We start from the raw sequence: 24,437 nt of genomic DNA on the forward strand, positions 1-24,437 counted from the left end.
TTCAGGAATGTGACCACGCCGTATCGTCTGCGCACCGATGAATGAACAGTCCACCCCACGCACCGTGCCGCCCGCTGCGCCCCTGAAGGGCATCCGTGTGGTCGACCTCGGCCAGTACATCGCCGGCCCCGGCGCCGCGATGGTGCTCGCCGAACTGGGCGCCACCGTGATCAAGGTCGAGCCGATCACGGGCGACCAGGCCCGGCATATCGGCCGCTACGGCGAATCGATGGTCCGGGCCTACAACCGTGGCAAGCGCTCGATCGCCATCGATCTGAAGAGCGATGCCGGCCGTTCCACCGCGCTGCGCCTGATCGCCCGCAGCGATGTCGTGATCCAGAACCTGCGGCCGGGCGTCGTCGACAAGCTCGGCCTCGGCGCGCGCGTCGTGCGCGAGCAGTTCCCGCGGGTGGTGTATCTGTCGATCTCCGGTTTCGGCAGCCGCGGGCCCTCACGTGACCGCCCGGGCTACGACATTGCCGCGCAGGCTGAAAGCGGCCTGATGTCTCTGACGGGCGAGCCCGACCGGCTGCCGCAGAAGGTCGGCGTGCCGATCATCGATGCAGCGGCGGCGCACCTCGGCGCGCAGGCCGTGCTCGCGGCCCTCTACGGCCGCGAGAAGAGCGGTCTCGGTGAAACGCTGGAGACGTCGCTGCTCGAGGTCGCGATGCACCTGCAGGCCGCGACCTGGTGCGACTACCTCGGCGGCGCGCCCGAGCCGACCCGCGTCGGTGACGGTCAGCCAAACAACGCGCCGGCCGCCGAAGTCGTCTCCACCCGAGACGGCCACATCGTGCTCTCGGCTTATGCCGACGAACACTGGGCGCGCTTCTGCCGGGTCATGGGCCGCGCTGGTCTGATCGAAGACCCGCGCTTCTGCACCAATGCGCGCCGCGTCGAGCATCGCCCGGCCTTGCGCGCCGTGCTGCGCGAGTGCCTGTCGGGCTTGAGCACCGAAGAGTGCGTCACGCTGCTCGGCGAGCACCGGATCGTTGCCGGTGCGGTACGCACCTACAGGCAGGTGCTGGCCAGCCCCGACATCGAGGCGAACGGGATCATCGTCGATGCCGCCACGTCTGCGGGTGCGGGCTACCGTGCGCTCGGGTTGCCGTATCGCCTGGGGCAGGCACCGAAGGCGGCGCCTCCCGCAGCGCCCGAATGTGGCGCCGATGGCGATGCCGTGCTCGCCGAGGCGGGCTACTCGGGTGACGAGATCGCAGAACTGCGGCGCACGGGCGTCCTGAGATGAAACCGATGAACCACGAACTCATGCCGGCCGACAGCGCCGAAAACCGCCGCGTGCACGACGCGGTGATCCAGACCTTGCCGCTGTTCGAGATGATGCGCATGCGTGCGGCCACCACGGCGCGACGCCATGCCCGGCTCGGCTACGCGTCGGACGACCGTGCCTCCACACTGCGCTGGGTCAACCAGTTCACCCACACGCACCGCCGGCTCGGCCCGGCCGACCGCGAAGTCGTGAGTCCGAACAACGACACCGTCTACAGCAACGCCTGGATCGACCTCTCGGCCGGGCCGGTGCTGATCGAGTCGCCTGATGTCGGCGAGCGCTACTGGACGCTCGGCCTGCTCGACGCCTGGACCAACCCTTTCGCCTACGTGGGCCGCCGAACCACCGGCAACGCTGCGCAGCGCACGCTGGTCCACGGTCCGGGCTGGCAAGGCGCGGTGCCGGAAGGCGTCACCCACGTCATCGCGGCCCCGGGCGACGACGTCTGGCTCATCGGCCGCTTTCTGGTCGATGACGACGGGCCCGACGCAGAACGCGTGCGTGCGCTCCAGGCGCAATTGCGCATGCGGCGTCTCGACGGCAGCGATGCGGCGATGCGCGTCGACACGCGCCTCGACGGCCGCGACGCGCGCGTGCCCGAAGGCGGGCTCTACCGCGAGATCGTCGCCAAGGCCTTGTTGCGCAATCCGCCGCCGGCAGGCGAAGCGCTCGCCTGGCCGTTGCCGGAGGACAGCCTGGCGACCGCGCTGCCGCGTGTCTACGATGCATTGCGGGCCGACGAACAGCCCCGACAACTCGGCGGTGGCTGGGCGATCCCTGTCACGGTGCGCACGAGCTGGGGCAACGACCACCTGACCCGGGCACGGGTGGCGCGCAACCTCATCGGCGCGCTCGGCATCGACGAGGCCATGTACCCGACCGCCGAGGTCGACGCCGATGGCGCGCCGCTCGACGGCGCCCGGGCCTACGAACTGCGCTTCGCACCCGGTGCGGGGCCGAAAGTCGGCGCGTTCTGGTCACTGACGATGTACCGCCGCAGCGACTGCCTGTTCGTCGCCAACCCGATCGACCGCTATTCCATCGGCGACCGCACGCCCGGCCTGCGTGTGGATGTCGACGGTGGCCTCGCGATACGCCTCCAGCCCACCGACCCGGGGCCGGGCCGAAACTGGCTGCCCACGCCGCCAGGCGAGCCTTTCTATGTCGTCCTGCGCCTGTACCAGCCGCACGCCGACCACCTGGAATTCCGCTACGTTTACCCGCCCCTGCGGCGCCTTCATGGCGCCTAGAACAAAGAAGGAGACAAGCATGACCCTGACCCGACGGCACCTGATCGGTGCCACGGCCGCTGCGCTCGCCACCGGCACGCGGGTGGCCTTCGCGCAACCCGCCTGGCCTTCGCGCCCGATCCGATTGATCTCGCCCTATGACGCCGGCGGTTCGAACGACATCCTCACGCGCCTGCTTGGCAACCATCTGTCGGGCAAACTCGGCCAGAACCTCGTCGTCGAGAACCGGGCCGGCGCGGGCACGCGCATCGCCAACGACCTGGTGGCCCACGCCGCGCCCGACGGCTACACGATCCTGCACGCTGCCGCACCGATCGCGATCGGCGAAGCGCTCTACAAGAACCTTCCCTACAACGTGCACAAGAGCTTCGTGCCGATCTGCAGCACGGCCATCGCGCCGCTGTTCCTGATCGTCAACGCCGAGGCGCCGTACAAGACGCTCGCCGAGTTCATACAGTACGGCAAGACCAACCCGAAGGGCCTGACGTTCGGCTCGCCGGGGGCGGGCTCGGCGCCGCACCTGACCGCCGAGCTGCTGCTCAGGGCGGCGAACGTCGAGGGTGTCAACGTCCAGTTCCGCGGCGACGCTCCGGCCTACAACGAATTGCTCGCGGGCCGGCTCGACGCGACCCTGACCGCGATCTCCACCGCACTGCCGCACATCAAGGCTGGCAAGCTGCGTGTCGTTGCCGTCGCGACCGAAGAACGAACGTCCGTCTACCCGCAGGCACCGACGCTGCGCGAGCTCGGCCTGCCGAGCGTGGTGGGCTACGGCTGGTACGGCCTGCTGGCGCCGGCCGGCACGCCGGCCAGCATCGTCGAGCGGCTCAATGTCGAGGCCAATGCCGCGCTCAACGATGCCGAGGTCCGCAAGAAGGCCGATGCGGTCGGCCTGCAGCTGCGCGGCGGCACGGCGGCGCAGTTCACCGCCTTCATCGACAGCGAAACCAGCAAGTGGGCGCAGATCATCAAGGCGGCCAACATCACGCCGGAGTGAGCGGGGCGGCGCCACACGCCGCCTGTTCAAAGCCCCCTTCGCAAGACCACCCAGGAGATTCGGCCATGACACGCATCGTTTCGGTGTTCGCGTTCGTTGCCCTCGCGCTGTTGCAAGGCTGCGCACAATTCGACATGCCGACGACCCAGCGCGACACCTCTTTCGGGCCCGTGATCGGGCAGGCCGACGCCTCCGGAACCCTGAGCTGGAAAGGTGTGCCGTTCGCGCAGCCGCCACTGGGCCCGCTGCGCTGGAAGGCGCCCGCCAACCCGCTGCCGTGGCCCGCGCCCCGGCTCGCGAGCGCGTTCGCGCCGGCCTGCGTGCAGACCGGCCGTCTCTACAGCCCCGGCGCGAGCGGCGGCTACGACGACACGATCGGCAGCCGGCTCGGCAAGACCGTCGGCTCGGAAGATTGCCTCTACCTGAACATCTGGGCACCGGCAGGGCGCCCGGCCACGCCGCGCCCGGTGATCGTCTTCGTCTACGGCGGCAGCAACATCACCGGCTACACCGCCGACCCGGTCTACGACGGCGCCGCGCTCGCGCGCAGCCAGGACGTGGTCGTGGTGTCGGTCGCCTACCGTGTCGGCATCTTCGGCTTTCTGGAATCTGCGGCGCTGAAGAGTGGCAACGCCGAAGACGATTCCGGCAACTTCGCGCTGCTCGACATCGTCAAGGGGCTCGACTTCGTGCAGCGCGAGATCGCGAATTTCGGTGGCGACGCCGGGCGAGTCACGCTGATGGGGCAGTCAGCAGGCGCGGTCAACATCTATGCGCTGCTGGCCTCGCCGATGGTGGTCGCGCGGCCGCGGCCGCTGTTTCATCGGCTCGTGGCGCTGAGCGGCGGCATCTCGACGGCGGCGACCCTGCCGCCCGGCGCGATCCCGGGCATCCTGCCGAAGCCGGTGTGGGCGGCGCGCGGCGAAGCGCTGCTGCTTCAGTCGCTGATCGCGACGGGCCAGGCCGGCGACGAGGCCGGTGCCCGCGCTCTGGTGGGCACGCGGGGCCCGCAGGCGATGGCCGAGCATCTGCGCAGCCTTCCGGCCGACAAGCTGCTCGACACCGTGCGCACCCGCCTCGCGCCGCGCGGCATGGCCACCTCGAACCCGATCCCGGACGGCTGGGTGGTGGCGCCAGACCCCATCGCGGCCATTCGCGCCGGCCGTTATGTCAAGGTGCCGGTGCTCGCCGGCAACACGCGCGACGAGACCAAGCTGTTCCCCCAGTTGCTGGCCATCCGCCCCGATCTCGGCGGCGTCAGCGGGCGCCTGATCGACGATGCAGCACTGTTCGCGATCGTCTCGCGCCGCGAGGCCGGCGCTGCCGCGGCCACGACCGTCGAACAATGGATTCCGCCTGCCTACCTGCCGGCCGACAAGCCCGGCACCGGCTTCGACGCCCGCACGGCGGAGCTCGGCCGGATCTGGTTCGACGCCATCCGCACCGATGCGCTGAACGCCGTGCGTTCACAGCAGCCGGACGTGTGGTTCTACGAATTCGACTGGGACCGCCTGCCCAAGCCCTACGACGTGATCTACGGCGCGGCGCACACCTTCGACCTGCCGTTTGTCTTCGGCAACTTCGGCCCGTCGCTCTACGCGAACATCATCACCACCCGCGCCAACGAAGCCGGCCGGCTGGCGCTTTCAAGGACGATGATGCAGAGCATCGGCGCCTTCGCCCGCAGCGGCGACCCCAACAACGACGCGCTCGGCGTCGCGTGGCAAGCCTGGCCCTCGCGCCTGCTGTTCGGCGCCGATGACGAGCGGGCCCACATCAGGGCACGCTAGGGCCTCGGGGCGCTGACGGCCAGCCGCTGCAGAACCGCCCCTCCGGCGCAGCGCGCACCGGCACGAGGCTTGACTTCGGTTTGTACACCTCCATGTCGTCAACTGGGCAAGGGCCCGGGCGCGACACGATGATTCGTTGACCGCGCTGCGGTAAGACAGCCGGGCAGCGTTGCGACTACATTGTTTCCTTGGAGGACATCCGATGACTGAAGAACGTGCAATCCTGGCCGGCGGCTGTTTCTGGGGCATGCAAGACCTGATTCGCCGCCAGACCGGCGTGATCTCGACCCGCGTGGGCTACTCGGGCGGCGACGTACCGAACGCGACTTACCGCAACCACGGAACACACGCCGAGGCGATCGAGATCGTTTTCGACCCGTCGCGCACCAGCTACCGCAAGCTGCTCGAATTCTTCTTCCAGATCCACGACCCGACCACGCTCAACCGGCAGGGCAACGACCGGGGGCTGAGCTACCGCTCGGCGATCTACTACGCCGACGAAGAGCAGAAGCGGGTGGCGCTCAACACCATCGCCGACGTGGAAGCGTCGGGCCTGTGGCCCGGCAAGGTGGTGACCGAGCTGGCGCCGGCCGGCCCGTTCTGGCTGGCCGAGCCCGAGCACCAGGACTACCTGGAACGCATTCCGCACGGCTACACCTGCCACTTCATCCGGCCCGACTGGAAGCTGCCGGTGCGGGCCGGCCGATAGCCGACCAGCCCGCGTGGGGCTCGATGCGCGCCCTAGCGCATCGCCGCCCCGGCCGCCTTGATGGCCTCGCGGATGCGGCCATAGGTGCCGCAGCGGCACATGTTCTCGATCGCGTCGATGTCGGCGTCGCTCGGGTTCTTCGTGCGGCTGAGCAGGTCCACGGCGGCCATGATCTGGCCCGGCTGGCAAAAGCCGCACTGCGGCACGTCGCGGTCGAGCCAGGCCTGCTGCACCGGGTGCAGTGTGTTGCCGTTGGCCAAGCCTTCGATCGTGGTGATGCTCTTGCCTTGCACCGACGAGACCTTCGTCGCGCAGGTGGTCACGGCCTTGCCGTCGACGAGGCAGGTGCAGGCCTTGCACACGTTCACGCCGCAGCCGTACTTGGGCCCGGTGATGCCGAGCTTGTCGCGCAGCACCCAGAGCAGCGCCATGTCGGCGGGCGCGTCGACCGAGACGGCCTGGTTGTTCACGGTGAGGTTGTAGTTGGGCATGACGAGGCTCCTCAGACGAAGACGGGGGCAGGAAGCTGGCCGGCCGGGGTCGGCGTGAACGCGGCCTGTGCGTTGAGCGGGAACTTGCGCGGCTTGCGGCCGGTGGCCCGCGCGTAGGCGTTGGCGATCGCGCCCGACGGGGCCGACATGCCCACCTCGCCCATGCCGGCGATCGGGTCGCCGACGTTGGGCATGATGATGACCTCGACGTTCTTCGGAAAGTCGCGCATCTTCGCGAAGCGGTACTGGTTGTAGCTGCCTTCCTGGATCAGGCCGTCCTTGATCGTCAGCCCGGCGTTGAGCACCAGCGAGATCGCCTCGGCCAGGCCACCGTGCGCTTGCTGCGAGATGCCCGAGGGGTTGATCGGTTTGCCCACGTCGATGACGATGGTCGCTTTCGTGACCTTGCAGTTGTTGGGGTCGCGGCCGTCGAGTTCGACGATGCAGGCGGTGAAGGCGCGCGATTCCATGTGCACGCCCACGCCTTGCGCAAATCCGGCCGGCATCGCCTTGCCCCACTGCGCTGCAGCCACCACCCGCTGCAGCACGGCACGTGCGCGCGGCAGCCGCAGAAACTCCATGCGGAAGGCGACCGGGTCCTTGCCCATCTTCGCGGCGATCTCGTCGACGATGATCTCTTCGACGGTGCGGGCCGGCATGATGTGCACCGAGCGGTAAGACACTGTCGGCAGGTCGATCGGCACCGGGAAGATCTGCTTCAGGCTCACGCCGAAGTTGTAGGGCGACGAGACCATGGTCTTGAAGAAGAACTCTTCGTAGCCGATGTTGCCCACCGTCTGCTGCACGCCAAAAGGCAGCGAGCCCCCGAGCGCTGTGCCGATCTCGCCGTAGCCGTGGCGAGCGTCGAGCCGCACCAGGCCGATGCTCTGCTGGTAGCTCAGCACGTTGCCGGCGCCCAGAATGCTCGGCGGGTTCATCGCCACACGCACCTTGTGGTACTGCGGCGGGCGGCTGCGTGTGTGGCGCACGTCGTCGCTGCGGTGGTACATCAGCTTGCAGGGCAGGCCGGTCATCTTCGAGACCTGCGCCGCCACCTGAACCGGGTCCCAGAACAGGCGGCGGCCGAAGGCGCCGCCGCTGGGAATGCAGTGCGCTTTCACGGCCGTTTGCGGCAGGCCCAGGTCGGCGGCGATCGCCTGCAGCGTGACGATCGGGCACTGCAGCCCGGCCCAGATTTCGCAGCTCGTCGGCTTCACGTCGACGATCGCGCACTCCACCTCGAGCGGGCAGTGCGACGCGGCCGGGAACTCGAACTCGGCGTCGATCCCCACGGTGAGCGGCGGCACCGGCAGTTGCGGCAGCACGGCGGCCTTCAGCTTCGCCTGGATGGCAGCGTCCGACAAGCCCTTGTTCGGCCCGTCACCCCAGGTGATGTCGAGCGCGCGGCAGGCGTCCCAGGCCTGGCCGAAGGTTTCGGCCATCACCGCCACACCGGGCGGAATGCCGACCACGGTGCCGCCGCCCGGCAGCGTCTCGACCGCGATCACGCCCGGCATGCCCAGCACTGCAGCGCGGTTGTTCACCCGCACCACCTTGCCGCGGATCTGCGAAGGCATGCGGCACATCGTGGGCAACGCGCCCGGCACGGCCACGTCCATCGTGAACTTCTTGCGGCCGGTCACGATGTCGAAGGCGTCGAGCTTGGCGGTGGCCTTGCCGATCACCTTGTATTGCGCCGGGTCGGTGGGCGCGCCGGCCTGCGGCAGCAGCCCGGCCTTGAGGCGCGCCGCGGTCACCATCAACTTGATGAAGGGCTCGAAACTCCGCACCGTCGACGAACCGCCGGTGAGCTGGTTGAAGAGCAGCTCGGGTTGGGCGTCGGCCGAGAGCACCTTCACCTTCGACAGCGGCACGCCGGCTTCCTCGGCGATCATCATCGCCAGCGCGGTGGCGATGCCGGTGCCTTGTTCCAGGCGCGGCATCTCGAAGGTGTAGGTGCCGTCGCTGCCCAGCGACAGCTTGACCAGCGGCATGGTCGGCGCCGAGGTCTGCACGATCGAGTCGCCCACGTCGTAGTAGTCCACCGTGTCGGGCGGTGTCAGTGGCAGAGGCGCGGCCTGCGCGCTCGAGGGTGCCAGGCCGATGCCGGTGGCCGTCACCACCGGTGCAGAGGCCGCCAGCGCGAGCATGCCGCGGCGGCTGAGTGTCGTGGCTGGCGGCACGGTGTGTTCGGATGGTGTCGGGTGGGGGTCGCTCATCGGAGTCTCCTTGGGTGGGTGCTGGCGCTGCGGCATCGTGCCGAGGGCCTTCTGTCGGGGTTGTCGTCGCAACGACAACTGCGAGCAGTGTTTTCCCGCCCCCTGTTTCTCTGGTGCATCCAGTGCGCGCGCAGCTGCGTAGCCATGCGGCGCGAGCGCCGCAAAGCCGCGCGCCACGAGCCCGCCCACGCGGGCCACACAACAGGAGACAACGCCATGCAAACCCTCGAATCCGCACTGCGCGACAGCGTGTGGGCGAAAACGCTCAACCCCGAAGAACTCGACCGGGTCGTCGGCGACTCCTTCGAGCGCCACATCGCGGTCGGCGGCTGCGCCGTGCGGCGCGGCGAGCCGGCCGAGTATTGGTTCGGCGTGATCGAAGGGCTGGTCAAGATGTCGGTCTCCTTGCCCGACGGCCGGCTGTCCACCTTCACCGGCGTCACCGATGGCGGCTGGGCCGGCGAAGGCTCGCTGCTCAAGGTGGGGCAGTGGCGCTACGACGGCATCGCGGTGCGCGAAACGCGCGTGGCCTGCGTGCCGCGCCACAGCTTCGAGCGGCTGGTCTCGAGCAACCTGGCGTTCAACCGCTTCCTGCTGACACAGTTGAACGCTCGCCTGAGCCTGTTCGTGGGCCTGGTCGAATACGACCGACTGCTCGGCCCCGACGCCCGCGTGGCGCGCTGCCTGGCCAGCCTGTTCGACCCCGACCTCTACCCGCGCGCCGGCAACTTCGTGCGGCTCAGCCAAGAGGAGATCGGCCTGCTCTCGGCGGTGTCACGCCAGCGCGCCAACGAAGCCCTGCACGAGCTCGAACGCGCAGGGCTGCTGCGCGTCGAGTTCGGTGGTGTCACCGTGCTCGACCTGCCGGGCCTGCGCGGCTATTGCGGCGCGCCGGTCGAGCGCGCGGGCGGCAAGGCGGGTGCAGCGCTGCGCAGCGCCTGAAAGGTCTCAGCCCACTTCGTCGGCCCGCGGTGCGCGCGCCAGCAGGGCGTCGAGCGCGTCGTAGACCTCCTGGATCGAGTCCAGCCCCAGCGATGCTTCGAGAACCTGGTAGCGCTGCTCGACGAGCGGAATCAACTGCTGGGCGATCTTGCGGCTCTTCGGTGTGAGAGACACACGCACGCGGCGCTGGTCGTGCGCCATGCGTTCGCGCGTGATCAGGCCGGTCTCTTCCATGCGCAGCAGCACGCCCACGATGCTGGGGCTCGAAATCGAACAGGCCTCGCAGAGCTGACGCGGTTCCAGCGGACCCTGTTCGACCACTTCGCGCAGGATGCGCCACTGTTGCTCGGTCAGCCCGAACTCGCCCAGCAGCGGGCGAAAGTGCGCCATCAGCGTTTCGCGGGCACGCAGCAGCAAGTGCGGCAGGTTGCGGTGGCGCAGGGCGGCGGCAGACGATGGGGGTGATTTGCTCACATCTCAGTGTAAAGCGCCCGACCCGGCGCGGCGCACTGGGTGAAACTACCGAGAGCCACTCTCGGCGGCATCGCTTGCATTACTAATGTGTGAGTGATTAAATGGGCGCATGCACAGCCCACCACGCCGCGGCACCGTCTACGGCACCCTGCTGAACCACCCAGACGCGCTCGCCGCGCTCGGCCCGGCCGTGCACGCGCCGCCCTACAAGGCGCCGCCGAAAGCGCCGGTGCTCTACATCAAGCCGCGCAACACCTGGGCCGGCGACGGCGACGCCATCGTCGTGCCGCATGGCGTGCGCGAACTCGAGATCGGCGCCACGGTCGGCTTGGTGATCGGCCGCACCGCCTGCCGGGTGAGCGAGGCCGACGCCTTGTCGTTCGTGGCTGGCTGTGTGATCGTCAACGACGTGAGCGTGCCGCACGATTCGTACTACCGGCCGTCGTTGCGCTTCAAGGTGCGCGACGGGTTCTGCCCGATCGGGCCGTTCGTGCCGCTCGCGCAACCGGGTTCAATCGACGCGCTGCAAGTGCAGGTCGAGATCGATGGTGCCGTCATTCACCGCAGCAGCATGGCCGGGCTGATCCGCCCCGCCGCCCGGCTGCTGACCGAGGTCAGCGAGTTCATGACACTCTCGCCCGGCGACGTGCTGATGCTCGGTGTGGCGGCCGGCGCGCCACGCGCGCGCGCCGGCCAGCGCGTGAGCATCCAGGTCGGCGGTCTCGGCCGGCTCGACAACCTGCTCGTCGCCGAAGAGGTGACCCCATGAGCCGCCATGCGCGCGTCGCGTTCGGCGGTGCCGTTCACGAAGCGGTGCCGCACAGCGCCGGCCTGCAGCTCGCCGATGGTCGTGTGTTGGCCGAAGACCAGGTGGTCTGGCTGCCACCGTTCGAGGTGGGCACCATCATCGCGCTCGGCATCAACTACGCCGATCATGCGAAAGAGCTGGCCAAGGAACTCACGATCGGCGCCAAAGACGAGCCGCTCGCCTTCCTGAAAGGCCCGAACACGCTGCTTGGCCACCGCGGCTTCACACGCCGTCCGCGAGATGCGGCCTTCATGCACTACGAGTGCGAACTCGCCGTGGTGATCGGCGCCACCGCGAAGAAGGTGGCGCGTGCCGACGCGATGCGCTTCGTCGCCGGCTACACCGTCGCCAACGACTACGCCGTGCGCGACTATCTGGAAAACTGGTATCGCCCGAACCTTCGCGTGAAGAACCGCGACGGCGCCACCGTGCTCGGCCCGTGGCTGGTCGACGCGGCCGACGTGCCCGACCCGCACGCGCTGGCCTTGCGCACGCTCGTCAATGCCCAAGTCACGCAGCACGGCAACACCCGCGACCTGATCAACGACGTGCCGGCCTTGATCGAGTACCTGAGCAGCTTCATGACACTCTCGCCCGGTGACGTGATCCTGACCGGCACGCCCGAAGGCGTGGTCAACGTGAATGTCGGTGACGAGGTGGTGACCGAGATCGACGGCATCGGGCGCTTGCAGAACACGATCGTCGGCGACGATGATTTCGGACGATAGGAAGAGAACGCCATGCGCATCCAGCACCTGATCGACGGCCAGAGCGTCGAAAGCCGCGACTACTTCGAGACCGTCAACCCCGCCACGCAAGAGGTGCTGGCCGAAGTGGCTGCTGGGGGCGCCGATGAAGTGAACGCCGCCGTTGCTGCTGCCAAGGCCGCGTTCCCGAAGTGGGCTGCCTTGCCCGCCACCGAGCGCGCGAAGATGATGGTGCGCCTGGGCGACCTGATCGCGAAGCACGTGCCCGAGATCGCGCAGATCGAAACCCGCGACACGGGCCAGACCATCTCGCAAACCGGCAAGCAACTCATTCCGCGAGCCGCCGACAACTTCTACTACTTCGCCGAGATGTGCACGCGCGTCGACGGCCACACCTACCCGACCCCCACGCACCTGAACTACACGCTGTACCACCCGGTCGGCGTGTGCGCACTGGTCTCGCCGTGGAACGTGCCGTTCATGACCGGCACCTGGAAGATCGCGCCGTGTCTCGCCTTCGGCAACACCGCGGTACTGAAGATGAGCGAACTCTCGCCGATGAGCATTTCGCGCTTCGGCGAACTCGCCACCGAAGCGGGCTTGCCCAAGGGTGTGCTCAACATCGTGCACGGCTACGGCCGCGAGACCGGCGAGCCGCTGTGCGGCCACCCCGATGTGCGCGCGATCTCGTTCACCGGCTCCACCGCCACCGGCCAGCGCATCGTGAAGAACGCAGGCCTGAAGAAGTTCAGCATGGAGCTCGGTGGCAAGAGCCCGTTCGTGGTCTTCGAAGACGCCAACTTCGAACGCGCGCTCGACGCGGCGGTGTTCATGATCTTCTCGAACAATGGTGAACGCTGCACGGCGGGTTCGCGCATCCTGGTGCAGAAGAGCATCTACGCCGAATTCGCGAAACGTTTTGCCGAACGCGCGAGCCGCATCGCAGTCGGTGACCCGCTGAACGAGACCACGCTGATCGGCCCGATGATCAGCCCGGCCCACCTGGCCAAGGTGCGCAGCTACATCGAGCTCGGCCCGAAGGAAGGCGCCACGTTGCTGACCGGCGGGCTCGAAGCGCCCGACCTGCCCGACAGCATGCGCCGCGGCAACTTCGTGCGCCCCACCGTGTTTGCCGACGTGCACAACGGCATGCGCATCGCGCAGGAAGAAATCTTCGGCCCGGTCGCCTGCCTGATCCCGTTCACCGACGAAGCCGACGCCATCACGCAGGCCAACGACATCCAGTACGGCCTGTCGAGCTACGTGTGGACCGAGAACCTCGGCCGCGCGCACCGCGTGGCTGCGGCCATCGAGGCCGGCATGTGCTTCGTCAACAGCCAGAACGTGCGCGACCTGCGCCAGCCCTTCGGCGGCACCAAGGCCAGCGGCACCGGGCGCGAAGGTGGCACCTGGAGCTACGAGGTGTTCCTGGAACCGAAGAACGTGGCCGTCTCGATGGGCTCGCACCATATTCCGCACTGGGGAGTCTGAGCATGGGCAAGCTGGCACTCGCCGCCAAGATCACGCACGTTCCTTCGATGTACCTGTCGGAGCTCGACGGCCCGCACAAGGGTTGCCGGCAGGCGGCGATCGACGGCCACCACGAGATCGGCCGCCGCTGCCGTGCGCTCGGCGTTGACACCATCGTCGTGTTCGACGTGCACTGGCTCGTCAATTCCGAGTACCACATCAACTGCGCGAAGCACTTCGAAGGCGTGTACACCAGCAACGAGCTGCCGCACTTCATCAAGAACCTGCCTTACGCCTACCCCGGCAACCCGCAGCTCGGCCACCTGATCGCCGACGTGGCCAACGAGATGGGCGTGGCCACCCGCGCCCACAGCGACACCACGCTCGAGCTCGAATACGGCACGCTGGTGCCGATGCGCTACATGAACGCCGACCAGCACTTCAAGGTCGTGTGCGTGTCGGGCTGGTGCATGTGGCACGACCTGGCGACCAGCGAACGTTTCGGCCTGGCGGTGCGCCGTGCGATCGAAGAGCGCTACGAAGGCACGGTGGCGGTGTTCGCCAGCGGCTCGCTCTCGCACCACTTCGCGCCCAACGGCCGCGCGCCCGAGTTCATGCACAAGGTGTTCGACCCTTTCCTCGAGCAGACCGACCGCAACGTCGTCGAGATGTGGAAGCGCGGGGAGTGGAAGGCCTTTTTGCAGATGCTGCCCATGTACAACGAAAAGTGCTGGGGCGAAGGCGGCATGCACGACACCGCCATGCTGCTCGGGCTGCTGGGCGGCGAACGCTACGAGCAGGGCGTGGAAGTCATCACCCCGTATTTCGGCAGCTCGGGCACGGGGCAGATCAACGCGATCTTCCCGGTCACACCGCTGCCGGCGTGAAGCACAACGACAGAGAGAAGACATGCCCCACCTCGTGATCCTCTACAGCCCGAACCTCGACGCCAAGGTCGACATGCCCACGCTGTGCCGGAGCCTGGCCGACACCATGATCGAACAGCGCGACGATGCCGGCAAACCGGTGTTCCCGATCGGTGGCACGCGCGTGCTCGCCTACCCCGCGGCGCATGCCGCCGTGGCCGACGGCAAGCGCGATTACGCCTTCGCCTACATGAACCTGCGCATGGCGCGCGGCCGCAGCGAAGCCACGCAGAAGCGCATCGGCGACGCGCTGCTCGCCACCGCGAAGGCCGTGTTCGAGCCGGTGCAGGCACAGCACCTCGTCGGCGTCACGCTGCAGATCGACGTGGGCGCCGAGGTCTTCGACGGCAAGATCAACAACATCCACCCGCTGTTCGCACCCAAGGCCTGAACCATGCTGCCGCAAGACACCATCGAAGGCCTGGCGCGTGAGCTGCGCGAAGCGCGCCAGAGCCGCATGCAGCTGCGCCACTTCTCGAAGCGCTTTCCGCAGATGACGGTGGAAGACGGCTACGCCATCCAGCGTGCCTGGGTTGCGCTCGAAGTGCAGAGCGGCCGCACCATCAAGGGCCGCAAGATCGGCCTGACTTCGCGCGCCATGCAGCAGGCGAGCCAGATCGACGAACCCGATTTCGCGCCGCTGATGGACGACATGTTCTTCGCGCAGGGCAGCGACATTCCTATCGACCGGTTCATCGCGCCGCGCGTCGAGGTCGAGCTCGCGTTCATTCTCGGCAAGCCGCTCAAAGGCCCGGGCGCCACCTTGTTCGACGTGCTCTCGGCAACCGAGTACGTCACGCCCGCGATCGAGATCATCGACGCCCGCATCGAGCAGTTCGACCGAGAGACGAAGGTGATGCGCAAGGTCTTCGACACGATCAGCGACTTTGCGGCCAATGCCGGCATCGTGCTCGGCGGCCGGCCGGTCAAGCCGACCGACGTCGACCTGCGCTGGGTCGGCGCCTTGTTGCACAAGAACGGCGTGATCGAAGAGACCGGTCTGGCCGCCGGCGTGCTGAACCACCCGGCCAACGGCGTGGCGTGGCTCGCCAACAAGATCGCACCCTACGGCGAGCAGTTGAACGCGGGCGACGTGGTGTTGGCCGGTTCGTTCACGCGGCCCGCCACGGCGCAGGCCGGCGACAACTTCCACGCCGATTACGGGCCGCTGGGCTCGATCGCGTTCCGCTTCGTCTGAGCACGCAGGCACACACCATGAGCACATCCGTCAGCAGGTTCAGCGAAGCCGAGTGGGCCGCCCGCGTGCAACTCGCCGCCGCCTACCGCATCTTCGACCACCTGGGTTGGGGCGAGCTGATCTACAACCACATCTCCCTGCGGGTGCCCGGCCCCGAGGCGCACTTTCTGCTCAACCCTTTCGGGCTGCACTACAGCGAAGTGCGCGCCTCGAACCTGGTGAAGGTCGACGTGAAGGGCACGGTCATCGGCCACAGCGACTGGCCCATCAACCCGGCCGGCTTCACCTTCCACGGCAAGATCCACGAGACCCTGCCCGAAGCGCACTGCGTGATGCACGTCCACACCACGCCGACGATGGCCGTGTGCTGCCTCGACGAAGGCCTGAGCTACACCAACTTCTACGCCGCACAGCTGTTCGGCAAGGTGGCGTACCACGAGTTCGAAGGCATCACGGTGCACGCCGACGAAGGCGCGCGTATTCTCGCGAGTGCCGGGGGCAGCCAGGTGCTCTTGCTGCGCAACCACGGGCCGGTGACCATCGGCCACAACCTCGCCCAGGCCTTCAGCCTGATGTGGCTGCTGAACCGCGCCTGCGAAGTGCAGCTCGCCACGCTCTCGATGGGCCAACCGCGCGCCATCGCGCAGCCGGTGCTCGAAGGCTGCGTGCGCGACTCGCTGCAGTTCGACCCACGCTTCGGGGCCGGCCAGGACGCGTTCGATGCCTTGCAGCGCATCGTCGATCGAATCGACCCGTCGTACCGGAACTGAGGCGCCGCGGCCGCGCGCAGCCAGGGCGCGACGACAATGCAGAGACCGCGCCCCGATTCCTGCCCCATGACCACCTCCCCCGTTCCTGACTCGCCTTCTTCGCTGCACGACCTGGCGCAGCTCAGCGCCGCCCAATGGTCGGCGGTGCTGCTGGCCGAGCCAGCGCGCGCAGCCGCGTGGATGGTCGTGGCGGCGCGCCTCGGCCACGCCGAAGCACAGACCGTGTGGGGCCAATGGCTGCTCGACGGCCATGGCACGGCACGCAACCCGGCAGCGGCGCTGAGCTGGTTCGAATCGGCCGCGCGGCAAGGTCATGCGATGGGCATGAACATGGCCGGGCGCTGCTTCGAGAACGGCTGGGGCACGCCGGTCGACCTTGCGAAGGCGCTCGCCTGGTACCGGCAGGCAGCCGAGAAGAATCTCGACGCTGGCCTGTACAACCTGGCAAACCAGTACGCCGCCGGCAACAGCGCGCCGCAGGATCATGCGAAGGCACTGGCCTTGTACCAGCAGGCCGCGGCGCAGGGCCATGCGAAGTCGATGACGAAGCTCGGCCGCTATCACGAAGACGGCCTGGTCGTCGCGAAAGACAGCGCCGCCGCCTTCGTCTGCTACGAAAGAGCCGCGCACGGTGGCGACTTTCGCGGTCAGTTCTGCTTCGCCGGCATGCTCGCGGCGCAGGGCCGCTTCGACGAGGCGCTGGTGTGGCTGCGCAAAGTGCCGCTGACCGCCACGCCGGGCTTTCGTGCCGAGGCGGGGCGTGCGCTGCTGCAATCGCCGCACGAAGCGTTCAGGCGCATCGGCGAGCAGATGCTGGGCTGCAGCGCCACCGCCTGAAACCGCACCCTGCGCACGGCGGTTCAGTGCAGCGTGGCGAGGATCGGCGCCAACGCGGCGTGGATGCGCGCCCCTTGCTCAGCGGTGATCATCGGCCCGAGGATCTCGAGGAAGCGTGGGTCCTGCACACCACTGGCGATGTACTGCCAGCGGTAGGCGGCCAGCACCGTGGCGTGCCCCGCCCGTGCCTGCGCGTCATCGAGCGCCCGGCCACACACCTGCACGAAGTAGTCCGCGTCGGCGCGGGCCTGCATCTGCACGATGCCGTCGACCGCGCCCACCAGGCCGATCAGTTCGCCGACCGCCTGGTCGCGCTGCGCGGCGTCGAGGCGGCGGTCTTCGGCGATCCATTCCATCTCGTCGACGATGGCGTGCTGTGATTCTTCTTTCCAGTGGAACAGGAACACGTCTTTCCACAGCGGATCGATCTGTGTTTCGGCCTCGATGCTGCTGCGGTAGTGCGCCTGCGAGAACAACTCGATGTCGCAGACCAGTGCCAGCACGGCCCATGTCGAGGCCGCCAACACCGCGCCGGCCACGTCGTTCGGCTGCGGCAGGAAGCGGTAACCCTCGGGCATGCCCGGTGCGGTCATCGCTTCAAGGCGGCGGAACATTTCCTGGTGTTTGAGTTCCTCGTCAGTCAGGCGCACCAGCGCTTCGAGCGCCACCTGGTCGCCGAGCCAGTGGCTGCGGCTGATCTCCAGCACCTTGGCGCCGATGAAACGCTCGACCAGCGCGAACATGTTGGCGTACGTGCGCCCCTGCACCTGCGAGAACAGCCGCTGTTCGGCCGCGCTCAGGAAAGGCAGGCTGGTGACTTTGGACAAGCCGTCGGGCAGGAATTTCTTGCCGAAATCGAAGGTGCGCCCGCGAATCACGTCGCGCTCGGTGTCCCAGCGGACGCGTTTGGAGACCTCTATGCACTTCGCGTAGCGGGCGGAGTCGGTCGAGTGCTGGCTGACGTGTGACATGGTTCATTCCTCGTTCAGGCTAGGGGGTGATGGGCCGGGGCGACGGAAGCTCCGTGCGCCTGGAGCACACTCTGCCCAGCGCCTGACGCCGCGTATTCAAGCCGTGGTCAAAGGTTTTCAAACCGGCCTGCCATGCAGCCATTTGCCGACTTTCGGGAGCCCCTTCCTTGCCTTCCGTCAACGCCGACGAGCCCCTTCGTTTCGAACATTTCGAGCTGCACCCGGCCGAGCGTGTGCTGCGTGTCGGCGGCGAGCCGGTGGCGCTGGGCAGCCGGGCTTTCGACCTGCTGCTGGCGCTGGCCCAACGTCACGATCGTCTCGTCACCAAGCAGGAGCTGCTCGACATGGTGTGGCCGGGCCTGGTGGTCGAAGAGCACAACGTGGCCACGCAGATCGGCAACCTGCGCAAGCTGCTCGGCCCAAGCGCCATCACCACTTTGCCGGGTTACGGCTACCGCCTCACGGCCTTGCGCCGGCCGGCGGATGCTGCGTTTTCCGCGTCTTCCGCTCTGGCCGCACCGAAGCCGCCGCGACACAACCTGCCGGCGCAGCGCACCCGTTTCATCGGTCGCGAGCCGGCGCTGGCCGAGCTCGCCGCGCTGCTCTCGTCGGCGCGGTTGCTCACGCTCACCGGCATCGGGGGCTGCGGCAAGACACGCCTGGCCTTGCAGCTCGCGCAGCAGCAACTCGAGGCTTTTGCCGACGGGGTGTGGTTCGTCGATCTCGCCCCGCTGAATGACGCCCAGCGTGTGGCATCGACCTGCGCTGCCGTGCTGGGCATTCGCGAAGAGGCCGACGCGCCGCTCATGCAGCGGCTGCTCGCCCACTTGGCCACGCGCCGCACGCTGCTGTTGCTCGACAACTGCGAGCACGTGATCGACGGCGTCGCCGAACTGGTGGATGTGCTGCTTTCCGGCGCCAGCGGCACGACGATCCTCGCCACCAGCCGCGAAGGGCTGGGGGTGCGTGGCGAGCAGATCTACCCGGTGCGCTCCTTGTCCTTGCCCACGTCAGTGGACCGGCAGGCGGTGCAGGGCGCCGAGTCGGTGCGTGTGTTCGTCGACCGCGCGCGGCTCGCCTGGCCCGACTTCGAGGTCGGTGCTGACAACGCCGCGGCGCTCGCCGAGATCTGCAGGCGGCTCGACGGTATCGCGCTGGCGATCGAGCTGGCGGCGGCGCGCGTCACGATGCTGTCGGTGGCCGAGATCGCTGCGCGGCTCGACGACCGTTTTCGCCTGCTCACCGGCGGCAGCCGCGCCTTGCCACGCCACCAGACGCTGCACGCGGCGATGCAGTGGAGCCACGAACAACTCGCGCCACCGGCGCAGCGCATGCTGCGCCAGGTGTCGGTGTTCGCCGGTGGATGGACGCTGCAGGCCGCGGCCCACGTGGCGCAGGTTGCCGACGAATATGAAGCGCTCGCGCTGCTGACGTTGCTGCACGACAAGTCGCTTCTCATGGTCGAGCGTGGGCCGTCGAGTGACCCGCCTCGCTACTGGATGCTCGAGACGGTGCGGCAATTTGCGCTCGATCGCCTGAACGAAGCCGGTGAAGCCGAAGGCGCACGCGCGCGACATGTGGGCCACTTCGTCGCGCTCGCCGAAGAAGCCCAGCTGCAATGGCGCGGGCCTGCGCAAGACGCGTGGATCCGGCGCTTCCGGCAGGAGCACGAGAACCTGGTCGCGGCGCTCGGCTGGTGCTGCGAAGGGCCGGTCGATCCGCAGGCTGGCTTGCGTCTGGCCGCTGCCTCGAACTACTACTGGATCTGGAACGGCGTGGAACTCGGCCACCGGCTCGCGCTCGCCGTGCTCGGGCGCGACAGCGAGGCCGCCGACACGCCGTGGCGTGCCGGTGCGCTGTGCGCGGTCACTCGCCTGAGCCTGTACCGTGGGCGCTACGAAGAATCACTGGTCTTCGGCGAGCAGGCCCTGCGGGTGGCGCAGCGTGTCGGCGCGCCGAGCCTGATCGCCGAGGCGCTCAACGACATGGGCTCGGCGCTGACCGCGCTCGGGCGCACGCAGGAATCGCTGAAGAGCCATGCCGACGCTGCTGACATGGCGCTCGGGCTGGGCGACGCACCGCTGATGTCGCGCCTGCTCAACAACCTGGCCGAAGTCAAGCGCAGTGCCGGCGACATCGACGGAGCAGAGCGCTCTTACCGCGAAGCGCTGGCACTCGCGCGACCGCTCGGTGCCCGGCTCGTGCTCGTCTCGCTGCTGAACAATCTTCTGCGCGTGCAGGTGGCCAAGGGCCACGCGGGCGAGGCCCGGCAGTTCGCCGTCGAGTGCCTGCCGCTGGTGCGTGGCGAGAAGATCGGCGTCGATTTGCTCGAAGCGGCCGTTGGCCTGGCGGTATGTGCCGGCGAACACGAAACGGCCGCACGCTTTCGTGGCGCTGCCGACCGGGCGCTGAAGGAGTGGGGCTACCGGCACCAGCCGGTCGACATCGAGCACACGGCGGTGTTGGTCGTGCGTGCACGCCACGCCATCGGCGACGCGGCCTTCGACGCTGCCGAAGCAGCCGGGCGTGCGCTGGAATTCGAGGTCGCGATGCTGGAATTGCAGCACTGGCTCGAGCGTTCGGCCTGAGACCCGGCCAGACACGGCCGCAGAATCCCCACATGCCCCACGCCGTTTCATTGCTTCGCAGCGCGCGCCTGGCCCGCAGCAGCAAACCCTTCCTGGCGCGGGGCGGGTTCAGGCAGGAACGTTGCGAAGGCTGCCGCTTGCGGCCCAGCCACTGCCTGTGCGCGCTGCAGCCCGCGGTGGCCACGCGCGCGGGTGTGTGCCTGCTGATGGCCGACGTGGAACCGCTCAAGCCCAGCAACACCGGTTGGCTGGTGGCCGACGTGGTGGCCGACACCTTCGCGTTCGGCTGGGCACGCACTGCGACCGACCCCGCGCTGCTGGCACTGCTGGGCGACCCGCAATGGCAGGCCTACGTGGTGTTCCCGGGCGAGTACGCCGCGCCTGAGCGTGTGGTGCACAGCGTTCAACTGGCCCAAGGCGCGGGCAGTGACCGGGGCAAACGGCCGCTCTTCATCCTGCTCGACGGCACCTGGGCCGAGGCGCGCAAGATGTTCGGGCGCAGCCCCTGCCTGAACCACCTGCCTGTGCTGAGTCTTCAACCCGAACAGGTTTCGCGATACCAGCTGCGGCGCTCGCACCGCGGCGACCACTGGTGCACCAGCGAGGTGGCGGCACTGTGCCTGCAACTGGCGGGCGAACACCTGGCCGAGCAGACGCTGGCGGCGTGGCTCGACGTCTTCACGCACCACTACCTGCAGGCCAGAAACCAGTTGCCCGTGGCCTGGGACGGCGCTGCCCACCAGCGCTGGCGCGAGATCAGCGGCCGTGCTGCAGCAGCGCCTTCGCCGCTTCGACCCTGAGGGCGAGCGCCACCGTCTCGTCGTTCATGACCCGCAGCAGAAAGCGCTTCGGGTCTTCGTCGGCCTTGGCCGCCGCGGGCGGCGTTCGTGTGATGGGCACATCAGCGGTGGTCGGCGCGAGCCGCTTCATCGCTTCTTCGAACACGTCGGGATCGATCACGGCCAGCCCGCGCAACAAGGCCGCCTGGCCTTCTTCGTTGGGCGCAATGTCGAGCCACGGCGTGTCTGAAAAGATAGGCGCCAGATCGGCCGCCACGAACGCCGACCAGTTCCCGGTGCCTTCTTGCGGCGCGGGCACGGGGCGGGCGTGATGCGCCGGCTGCAACGCCGACGCGCCCGGCGCGGGCAGCAGGCGAACGCGCCGGGCATCGACCTCGGGCAGGAAGCGCAAGCGCAAGCCTTCGAGAAACTCATGCGCTTGCGAGGCGACGGTCGGCTGCGCCAGCGAGAACCAGAGCTGCAAGGCGTCGGTGCCTGACACGGCGATGGCGGGTGCAGGCAATTCCAGCTCGGCTTGCACGCCTTGCCAGACTTTCGACAAGAGTGCCCAGCTCGCCGGCTGCGCAAGCTCGATCACCATCGCGCGCACCCTGCCTTGTGCGTCGATCAGCGCCACGGGATGCGTGTCCTCTTCGTCGCTCGTCAGCGGCCGGCGCGCGAACAGGCGCTGCAGCTCTGCATGCAGCCGTGTCATCGCGCCGCTTCGTTCGCCAGAAACTGGTGGATCTGCGCGACCGCGGCCGCGCCTTCGCCGATCGCGCCACCCACGCGCTTGACCGAGCCCGAACGCACGTCGCCCACCGCGAACACGCCGGGAATGCTGGATTCCAGCGCAGCCGGTGGCCGCCCGCTCGCCGACGTACCCAAGGCATTGCCGGTGAGCACGAAGCCGTGCGCATCGACGGCCACGTCGCAGCCGCCGAGCCAGCGCGTTTCGGGGTCGGCGCCGACGAACAGGAAGACGTTGCGCAGTGCCTTCTCTTCTTCTGCGCCGCTGCGGTGGTTGCGCCATGACACGGCGGCCAGGCCGCTGGCCGGCTCGCCGTGCAGGCGCGTGATCTCGGTGTGCGGCCGCAGCTCGATGTTGGGTGTGGCCTCGATGCGGTCGATCAGGTAACGCGACATGCTGGCCGCCAGGCTCGGCCCGCGCACCAGCATGTTCACCTTGCTGGCGTGCTGCGACAGGAACACCGCCGCCTGCCCGGCGGAGTTGCCGCCGCCCACGAGCGCCACTTCGGTCTGCGCGCAGGTGGTCGCTTCGAGTGCCGAAGCCCAGTACCAGACGCCACGCCCTTCGAATTCGGCCAGCCGCGGCACGCCCGGGCGGCGGTAGCTGGCACCGCTGGCGATCACCACGCTGCGGGCGCGCAGGCGCCGGCCGTCGGTCAGGCGCAGCGTGAGCTCGCGGTCGGGCCCGCTGCGGGTGCAGTCGAGAGCCTGCACTTCGGCCGGGATCAACATCTCGGCGCCGAACTTCTGCGCCTGCACGTAGGCGCGGCCGGCCAGCGCGCCGCCGGAGATGCCGGTGGGGAAACCGAGGTAGTTCTCGATGCGCGCGCTCGCACCAGCCTGGCCACCATAAGAGCGGCAATCGAGCACCACGACGCGCAGGCCCTCGGAAGCCGCGTAGACGGCCGTCGACAGGCCGGCGGGCCCGGCGCCGACCACGGCCACGTCGAACAGTTCGTCGTGGTCGACGGTGTCGACCATGCCGAGGCAGCGCGCCAGGGCCGTCTCGTTCGGGTTGACGAGCACCGAGCCGTCGGGGCACACCACCAGCGGCTCGCCGCTGGCCACGCCGTACTGTTCCATCAGCGCGGCAGCGCTCGCGTCGAGCTGTGCATCGACCACGTGATAGGGCTCGCCGTTGCGGCGCAGAAAGTTCTGCAGCCGCATCAGGTCGGCCGAACCCGGCTGGCCCATCAGCACCGGGCCGCTCGCGCCCGATTCGATCAAGGCCACGCGCCGCAGGATGAGGGCGCGCACCAGGCGCTCGCCCAGGTCGGCCTCGGCGACGATCAGCGCGCGCAGCTGGCTCGGCGCGAGCAGCAGCACTTCGACCGCGCCCTGGGCAATGCCGTCCACCAGCGAAGGTTTGCCCGACAGGGTGCCGACCTCGCCGACGAAGTGCCCGCGGCCGTGCTGCACGATCGGCGTCACGTGGCCCATGCCGTCGCGCTCGCTCACGGCGACCACGCCCGCGAGCACCACGAACATGCCCGGGCCGGGTTCGCCGGCGGTGATGAGCCGGGTGCCCGCGGGGTGGGTCTGGTGCGTGCCAAAGCGCTGCATGCGCGCCACCTCGGCGTCGCTGAGCAGCGGGAACATCTGGTGCCGGCGCGAGATGAACTCGCTGGGGGCAGGGGCGGAATCCGCGTCACTCATTGGGTGCTCCGGGGTCGGCATCGAAGGCCTCGTGCAGCGAGGCGTCGCACGGATTGTGCCGGCGCTGGCCCTGGCCAGCGCGTGAGGCCCGCCTCAGGCGAAGTCGGCTGGGGTCACGGCGCAGGAAAGGCTGTAGAGCTCCGCTCGCACCTCACGGGTGGCCCCGTGCGCGAACAGAGCCTCGTCGGCGAGTGCTTCGAGGCGCACGCCACGCAAGGCCTCGTCGGAATAGCCGGTCACCACATAGACCCAGTCGGCCGCCGGGTCGCGGCCACCGCGGATCGCCTGCTCGGTCGTCAGGGCGATCGCCGGCGTCTGGGTTTGCAGCACGTGCCCGGCCACGAAACCCGGCTGCACGGCAAGGTGCTTGGAGAGTTCGGAAAGGTGATCGCGCAACTCATCCTCGCGGCCTGCCTGCGGGCACAGCCGCAACGTCAACGCGTGCCGGCCGATGCCCCCGCCCGTGCTGCTGAGCACACGGCACAAGCTGCGCACCATGTTGCGGTGCTGCGGCATCAGCTTGGTAGACCACGGCGACGGGTTGTTGAGCCGCGCGAGATATGGCGCCGAGCTGAGCGTCTCGCAGCGATCGAGTTCGTACATCACGAAATAGCCCGGGCCGCCGTCGGCACTGGCCCAGCGTGAGCCGCGCAGAAAGCCGGGGATGCCCATGCGCTCGGGAAAGTGCTCGTGCGTGTGCCAGTCTTCGAACTCGCGCTGCCACTCGGCGGCCACGTCCCACCACATCGCAATGGCCGCCTGGCCGAGCAGCGCCATGGTGGGGCCTACTTGGTCACTGCGCGCATGCGCGCAA

At 68.6% G+C, this 24,437-nt stretch carries 23 protein-coding genes; 16 read left to right on the forward strand and 7 right to left on the reverse strand.

What is annotated here, in order from left to right; genetic code table 11:
* The first annotated feature begins 37 nt into the window (after positions 1–37).
* From AC30PD_RS16405 to msrA, 5 genes are all read left to right on the forward strand, one after another.
* The gene (locus tag AC30PD_RS16405) at positions 38–1,249 is read left to right on the forward strand and encodes a CaiB/BaiF CoA transferase family protein (protein ID WP_489536736.1); all 1,212 of its coding nucleotides are present in this window, start codon (positions 38–40) and stop codon (positions 1,247–1,249) included.
* A 5-nt stretch (positions 1,250–1,254) separates the two neighbouring features.
* A complete protein-coding gene (locus AC30PD_RS16410; RefSeq protein WP_489536737.1) occupies positions 1,255–2,541 on the forward strand; it encodes a DUF1254 domain-containing protein in 1,287 nt (428 codons plus the stop codon).
* A gap of 19 nt (positions 2,542–2,560) precedes the next feature.
* The gene (locus tag AC30PD_RS16415; RefSeq protein ID WP_489536738.1) at positions 2,561–3,538 is read left to right on the forward strand and encodes a Bug family tripartite tricarboxylate transporter substrate binding protein; all 978 of its coding nucleotides are present in this window, start codon (positions 2,561–2,563) and stop codon (positions 3,536–3,538) included.
* 65 nt (positions 3,539–3,603) lie between these two features.
* Positions 3,604–5,328 (forward strand): carboxylesterase/lipase family protein, encoded by a 1,725-nt coding sequence (locus AC30PD_RS16420; RefSeq protein WP_489536739.1) that lies wholly within the window; start codon positions 3,604–3,606, stop codon positions 5,326–5,328.
* A gap of 202 nt (positions 5,329–5,530) precedes the next feature.
* The gene (gene msrA, locus AC30PD_RS16425; protein WP_489536740.1) at positions 5,531–6,037 is read left to right on the forward strand and encodes a peptide-methionine (S)-S-oxide reductase MsrA; all 507 of its coding nucleotides are present in this window, start codon (positions 5,531–5,533) and stop codon (positions 6,035–6,037) included.
* Between the two features lie 32 nt (positions 6,038–6,069).
* On the opposite strand, the gene AC30PD_RS16430 is transcribed toward msrA, so the two are convergent.
* Both AC30PD_RS16430 and AC30PD_RS16435 read right to left on the reverse strand, forming a co-directional pair.
* The gene (locus tag AC30PD_RS16430; RefSeq protein WP_489536741.1) at positions 6,070–6,528 is read right to left on the reverse strand and encodes a (2Fe-2S)-binding protein; all 459 of its coding nucleotides are present in this window, start codon (positions 6,526–6,528) and stop codon (positions 6,070–6,072) included.
* 11 nt (positions 6,529–6,539) lie between these two features.
* Positions 6,540–8,747 carry a xanthine dehydrogenase family protein molybdopterin-binding subunit gene (locus tag AC30PD_RS16435; RefSeq protein WP_489536742.1) on the reverse strand — a complete coding sequence of 736 codons (2,208 nt, stop codon included), beginning with the start codon at positions 8,745–8,747 and terminating at the stop codon, positions 6,540–6,542.
* A gap of 216 nt (positions 8,748–8,963) precedes the next feature.
* Here AC30PD_RS16435 and AC30PD_RS16440 point away from each other — a divergent pair, with 216 nt between their 5' ends.
* Positions 8,964–9,689, forward strand: coding sequence for a Crp/Fnr family transcriptional regulator (locus AC30PD_RS16440; protein WP_489536743.1), 726 nt, complete (start codon positions 8,964–8,966; stop codon positions 9,687–9,689).
* A 6-nt stretch (positions 9,690–9,695) separates the two neighbouring features.
* On the opposite strand, the gene hpaR is transcribed toward AC30PD_RS16440, so the two are convergent.
* A complete protein-coding gene (gene hpaR, locus AC30PD_RS16445) occupies positions 9,696–10,163 on the reverse strand; it encodes a homoprotocatechuate degradation operon regulator HpaR (RefSeq protein ID WP_489536744.1) in 468 nt (155 codons plus the stop codon).
* Positions 10,164–10,272: 109 nt separating this feature from the next.
* On the opposite strand from hpaR, the gene AC30PD_RS16450 reads away from it, so the two are divergent.
* From AC30PD_RS16450 to AC30PD_RS16485, 8 genes are all read left to right on the forward strand, one after another.
* Entirely contained in the window at positions 10,273–10,932 is a 660-nt protein-coding gene (locus tag AC30PD_RS16450) for a fumarylacetoacetate hydrolase family protein (RefSeq protein ID WP_489536745.1), read from the forward strand.
* Positions 10,929–11,699 carry a fumarylacetoacetate hydrolase family protein gene (locus AC30PD_RS16455; RefSeq protein ID WP_489536746.1) on the forward strand — a complete coding sequence of 257 codons (771 nt, stop codon included), beginning with the start codon at positions 10,929–10,931 and terminating at the stop codon, positions 11,697–11,699. The genes AC30PD_RS16450 and AC30PD_RS16455 overlap by 4 nt, the downstream gene beginning before the upstream one ends.
* 12 nt (positions 11,700–11,711) lie before the next feature.
* Positions 11,712–13,169: a 5-carboxymethyl-2-hydroxymuconate semialdehyde dehydrogenase gene (gene hpaE, locus AC30PD_RS16460; RefSeq protein WP_489536747.1), complete on the forward strand. Its 1,458-nt coding sequence runs from the start codon at positions 11,712–11,714 to the stop codon at positions 13,167–13,169.
* A 2-nt stretch (positions 13,170–13,171) separates the two neighbouring features.
* A complete protein-coding gene (gene hpaD / locus AC30PD_RS16465) occupies positions 13,172–14,035 on the forward strand; it encodes a 3,4-dihydroxyphenylacetate 2,3-dioxygenase (RefSeq protein ID WP_489536748.1) in 864 nt (287 codons plus the stop codon).
* A 22-nt stretch (positions 14,036–14,057) separates the two neighbouring features.
* Positions 14,058–14,465, forward strand: coding sequence for a 5-carboxymethyl-2-hydroxymuconate isomerase (locus tag AC30PD_RS16470; RefSeq protein ID WP_489536749.1), 408 nt, complete (start codon positions 14,058–14,060; stop codon positions 14,463–14,465).
* Positions 14,466–14,468: 3 nt separating this feature from the next.
* The gene (gene hpaH, locus AC30PD_RS16475; protein WP_489536750.1) at positions 14,469–15,272 is read left to right on the forward strand and encodes a 2-oxo-hept-4-ene-1,7-dioate hydratase; all 804 of its coding nucleotides are present in this window, start codon (positions 14,469–14,471) and stop codon (positions 15,270–15,272) included.
* A 17-nt stretch (positions 15,273–15,289) separates the two neighbouring features.
* Complete coding sequence (locus AC30PD_RS16480) at positions 15,290–16,042, forward strand: class II aldolase/adducin family protein (protein ID WP_489536751.1); 753 nt, start codon at positions 15,290–15,292, stop codon at positions 16,040–16,042.
* A 66-nt stretch (positions 16,043–16,108) separates the two neighbouring features.
* Positions 16,109–16,879 (forward strand): tetratricopeptide repeat protein, encoded by a 771-nt coding sequence (locus AC30PD_RS16485; protein WP_489536752.1) that lies wholly within the window; start codon positions 16,109–16,111, stop codon positions 16,877–16,879.
* Between the two features lie 23 nt (positions 16,880–16,902).
* Here AC30PD_RS16485 and AC30PD_RS16490 read toward each other — a convergent pair whose 3' ends face one another.
* Positions 16,903–17,850, reverse strand: a complete 948-nt coding sequence (locus AC30PD_RS16490) for a hypothetical protein (RefSeq protein WP_489536753.1) — start codon at positions 17,848–17,850, stop codon at positions 16,903–16,905.
* A 167-nt stretch (positions 17,851–18,017) separates the two neighbouring features.
* Between AC30PD_RS16490 and AC30PD_RS16495 the strand changes: the two genes are divergently transcribed.
* On the forward strand, positions 18,018–20,438 hold the full coding sequence (locus AC30PD_RS16495) for an ATP-binding protein (protein ID WP_489536754.1): 2,421 nt from the start codon (positions 18,018–18,020) through the stop codon (positions 20,436–20,438).
* 32 nt (positions 20,439–20,470) lie between these two features.
* Positions 20,471–21,238 carry a tRNA-uridine aminocarboxypropyltransferase gene (locus AC30PD_RS16500; protein WP_489536755.1) on the forward strand — a complete coding sequence of 256 codons (768 nt, stop codon included), beginning with the start codon at positions 20,471–20,473 and terminating at the stop codon, positions 21,236–21,238.
* Here the strand turns inward: AC30PD_RS16500 and AC30PD_RS16505 are convergent.
* The 3 genes from AC30PD_RS16505 to AC30PD_RS16515 all read right to left on the reverse strand — a co-directional run bounded on the left by AC30PD_RS16505 (position 21,195) and on the right by AC30PD_RS16515 (position 24,400).
* The gene (locus tag AC30PD_RS16505) at positions 21,195–21,932 is read right to left on the reverse strand and encodes a hypothetical protein (protein ID WP_489536756.1); all 738 of its coding nucleotides are present in this window, start codon (positions 21,930–21,932) and stop codon (positions 21,195–21,197) included. The two genes, AC30PD_RS16500 and AC30PD_RS16505, sit on opposite strands and share 44 nt — an antisense overlap.
* A complete protein-coding gene (locus AC30PD_RS16510; protein WP_489536757.1) occupies positions 21,929–23,623 on the reverse strand; it encodes an FAD-dependent oxidoreductase in 1,695 nt (564 codons plus the stop codon). Before AC30PD_RS16510 ends, AC30PD_RS16505 begins: the two co-directional genes overlap by 4 nt.
* 93 nt (positions 23,624–23,716) lie before the next feature.
* Positions 23,717–24,400, reverse strand: a complete 684-nt coding sequence (locus AC30PD_RS16515; RefSeq protein WP_489536758.1) for a hypothetical protein — start codon at positions 24,398–24,400, stop codon at positions 23,717–23,719.
* Between the last annotated feature and the right edge of the window lie 37 nt (positions 24,401–24,437).

The sequence above is a fragment of the Rhizobacter sp. genome (genome assembly GCF_032229685.1).
Classification (GTDB): domain Bacteria; phylum Pseudomonadota; class Gammaproteobacteria; order Burkholderiales; family Burkholderiaceae_C; genus LMDS01.

What these genes read in the sequence shown, in the direction of transcription:
- AC30PD_RS16500 (WP_489536755.1), top strand. Translation starts at nt 20,471, where the DNA reads ATGCCCCACGCCGTTTCATTGCTTCGCAGCGCGCGCCTGGCCCGCAGC.
- AC30PD_RS16505 (WP_489536756.1), bottom strand. Translation starts at nt 21,932, where the DNA reads ATGACACGGCTGCATGCAGAGCTGCAGCGCCTGTTCGCGCGCCGGCCG.
- AC30PD_RS16430 (WP_489536741.1), bottom strand. Translation starts at nt 6,528, where the DNA reads ATGCCCAACTACAACCTCACCGTGAACAACCAGGCCGTCTCGGTCGAC.
- AC30PD_RS16405 (WP_489536736.1), top strand. Translation starts at nt 38, where the DNA reads ATGAATGAACAGTCCACCCCACGCACCGTGCCGCCCGCTGCGCCCCTG.
- AC30PD_RS16450 (WP_489536745.1), top strand. Translation starts at nt 10,273, where the DNA reads ATGCACAGCCCACCACGCCGCGGCACCGTCTACGGCACCCTGCTGAAC.
- AC30PD_RS16415 (WP_489536738.1), top strand. Translation starts at nt 2,561, where the DNA reads ATGACCCTGACCCGACGGCACCTGATCGGTGCCACGGCCGCTGCGCTC.
- msrA (WP_489536740.1), top strand. Translation starts at nt 5,531, where the DNA reads ATGACTGAAGAACGTGCAATCCTGGCCGGCGGCTGTTTCTGGGGCATG.
- AC30PD_RS16515 (WP_489536758.1), bottom strand. Translation starts at nt 24,400, where the DNA reads ATGGCGCTGCTCGGCCAGGCGGCCATTGCGATGTGGTGGGACGTGGCC.
- hpaH (WP_489536750.1), top strand. Translation starts at nt 14,469, where the DNA reads ATGCTGCCGCAAGACACCATCGAAGGCCTGGCGCGTGAGCTGCGCGAA.
- AC30PD_RS16440 (WP_489536743.1), top strand. Translation starts at nt 8,964, where the DNA reads ATGCAAACCCTCGAATCCGCACTGCGCGACAGCGTGTGGGCGAAAACG.
- AC30PD_RS16510 (WP_489536757.1), bottom strand. Translation starts at nt 23,623, where the DNA reads ATGAGTGACGCGGATTCCGCCCCTGCCCCCAGCGAGTTCATCTCGCGC.
- AC30PD_RS16455 (WP_489536746.1), top strand. Translation starts at nt 10,929, where the DNA reads ATGAGCCGCCATGCGCGCGTCGCGTTCGGCGGTGCCGTTCACGAAGCG.
- AC30PD_RS16435 (WP_489536742.1), bottom strand. Translation starts at nt 8,747, where the DNA reads ATGAGCGACCCCCACCCGACACCATCCGAACACACCGTGCCGCCAGCC.
- AC30PD_RS16420 (WP_489536739.1), top strand. Translation starts at nt 3,604, where the DNA reads ATGACACGCATCGTTTCGGTGTTCGCGTTCGTTGCCCTCGCGCTGTTG.
- AC30PD_RS16410 (WP_489536737.1), top strand. Translation starts at nt 1,255, where the DNA reads ATGAACCACGAACTCATGCCGGCCGACAGCGCCGAAAACCGCCGCGTG.
- AC30PD_RS16470 (WP_489536749.1), top strand. Translation starts at nt 14,058, where the DNA reads ATGCCCCACCTCGTGATCCTCTACAGCCCGAACCTCGACGCCAAGGTC.
- AC30PD_RS16490 (WP_489536753.1), bottom strand. Translation starts at nt 17,850, where the DNA reads ATGTCACACGTCAGCCAGCACTCGACCGACTCCGCCCGCTACGCGAAG.
- AC30PD_RS16480 (WP_489536751.1), top strand. Translation starts at nt 15,290, where the DNA reads ATGAGCACATCCGTCAGCAGGTTCAGCGAAGCCGAGTGGGCCGCCCGC.
- hpaE (WP_489536747.1), top strand. Translation starts at nt 11,712, where the DNA reads ATGCGCATCCAGCACCTGATCGACGGCCAGAGCGTCGAAAGCCGCGAC.
- AC30PD_RS16485 (WP_489536752.1), top strand. Translation starts at nt 16,109, where the DNA reads ATGACCACCTCCCCCGTTCCTGACTCGCCTTCTTCGCTGCACGACCTG.
- hpaD (WP_489536748.1), top strand. Translation starts at nt 13,172, where the DNA reads ATGGGCAAGCTGGCACTCGCCGCCAAGATCACGCACGTTCCTTCGATG.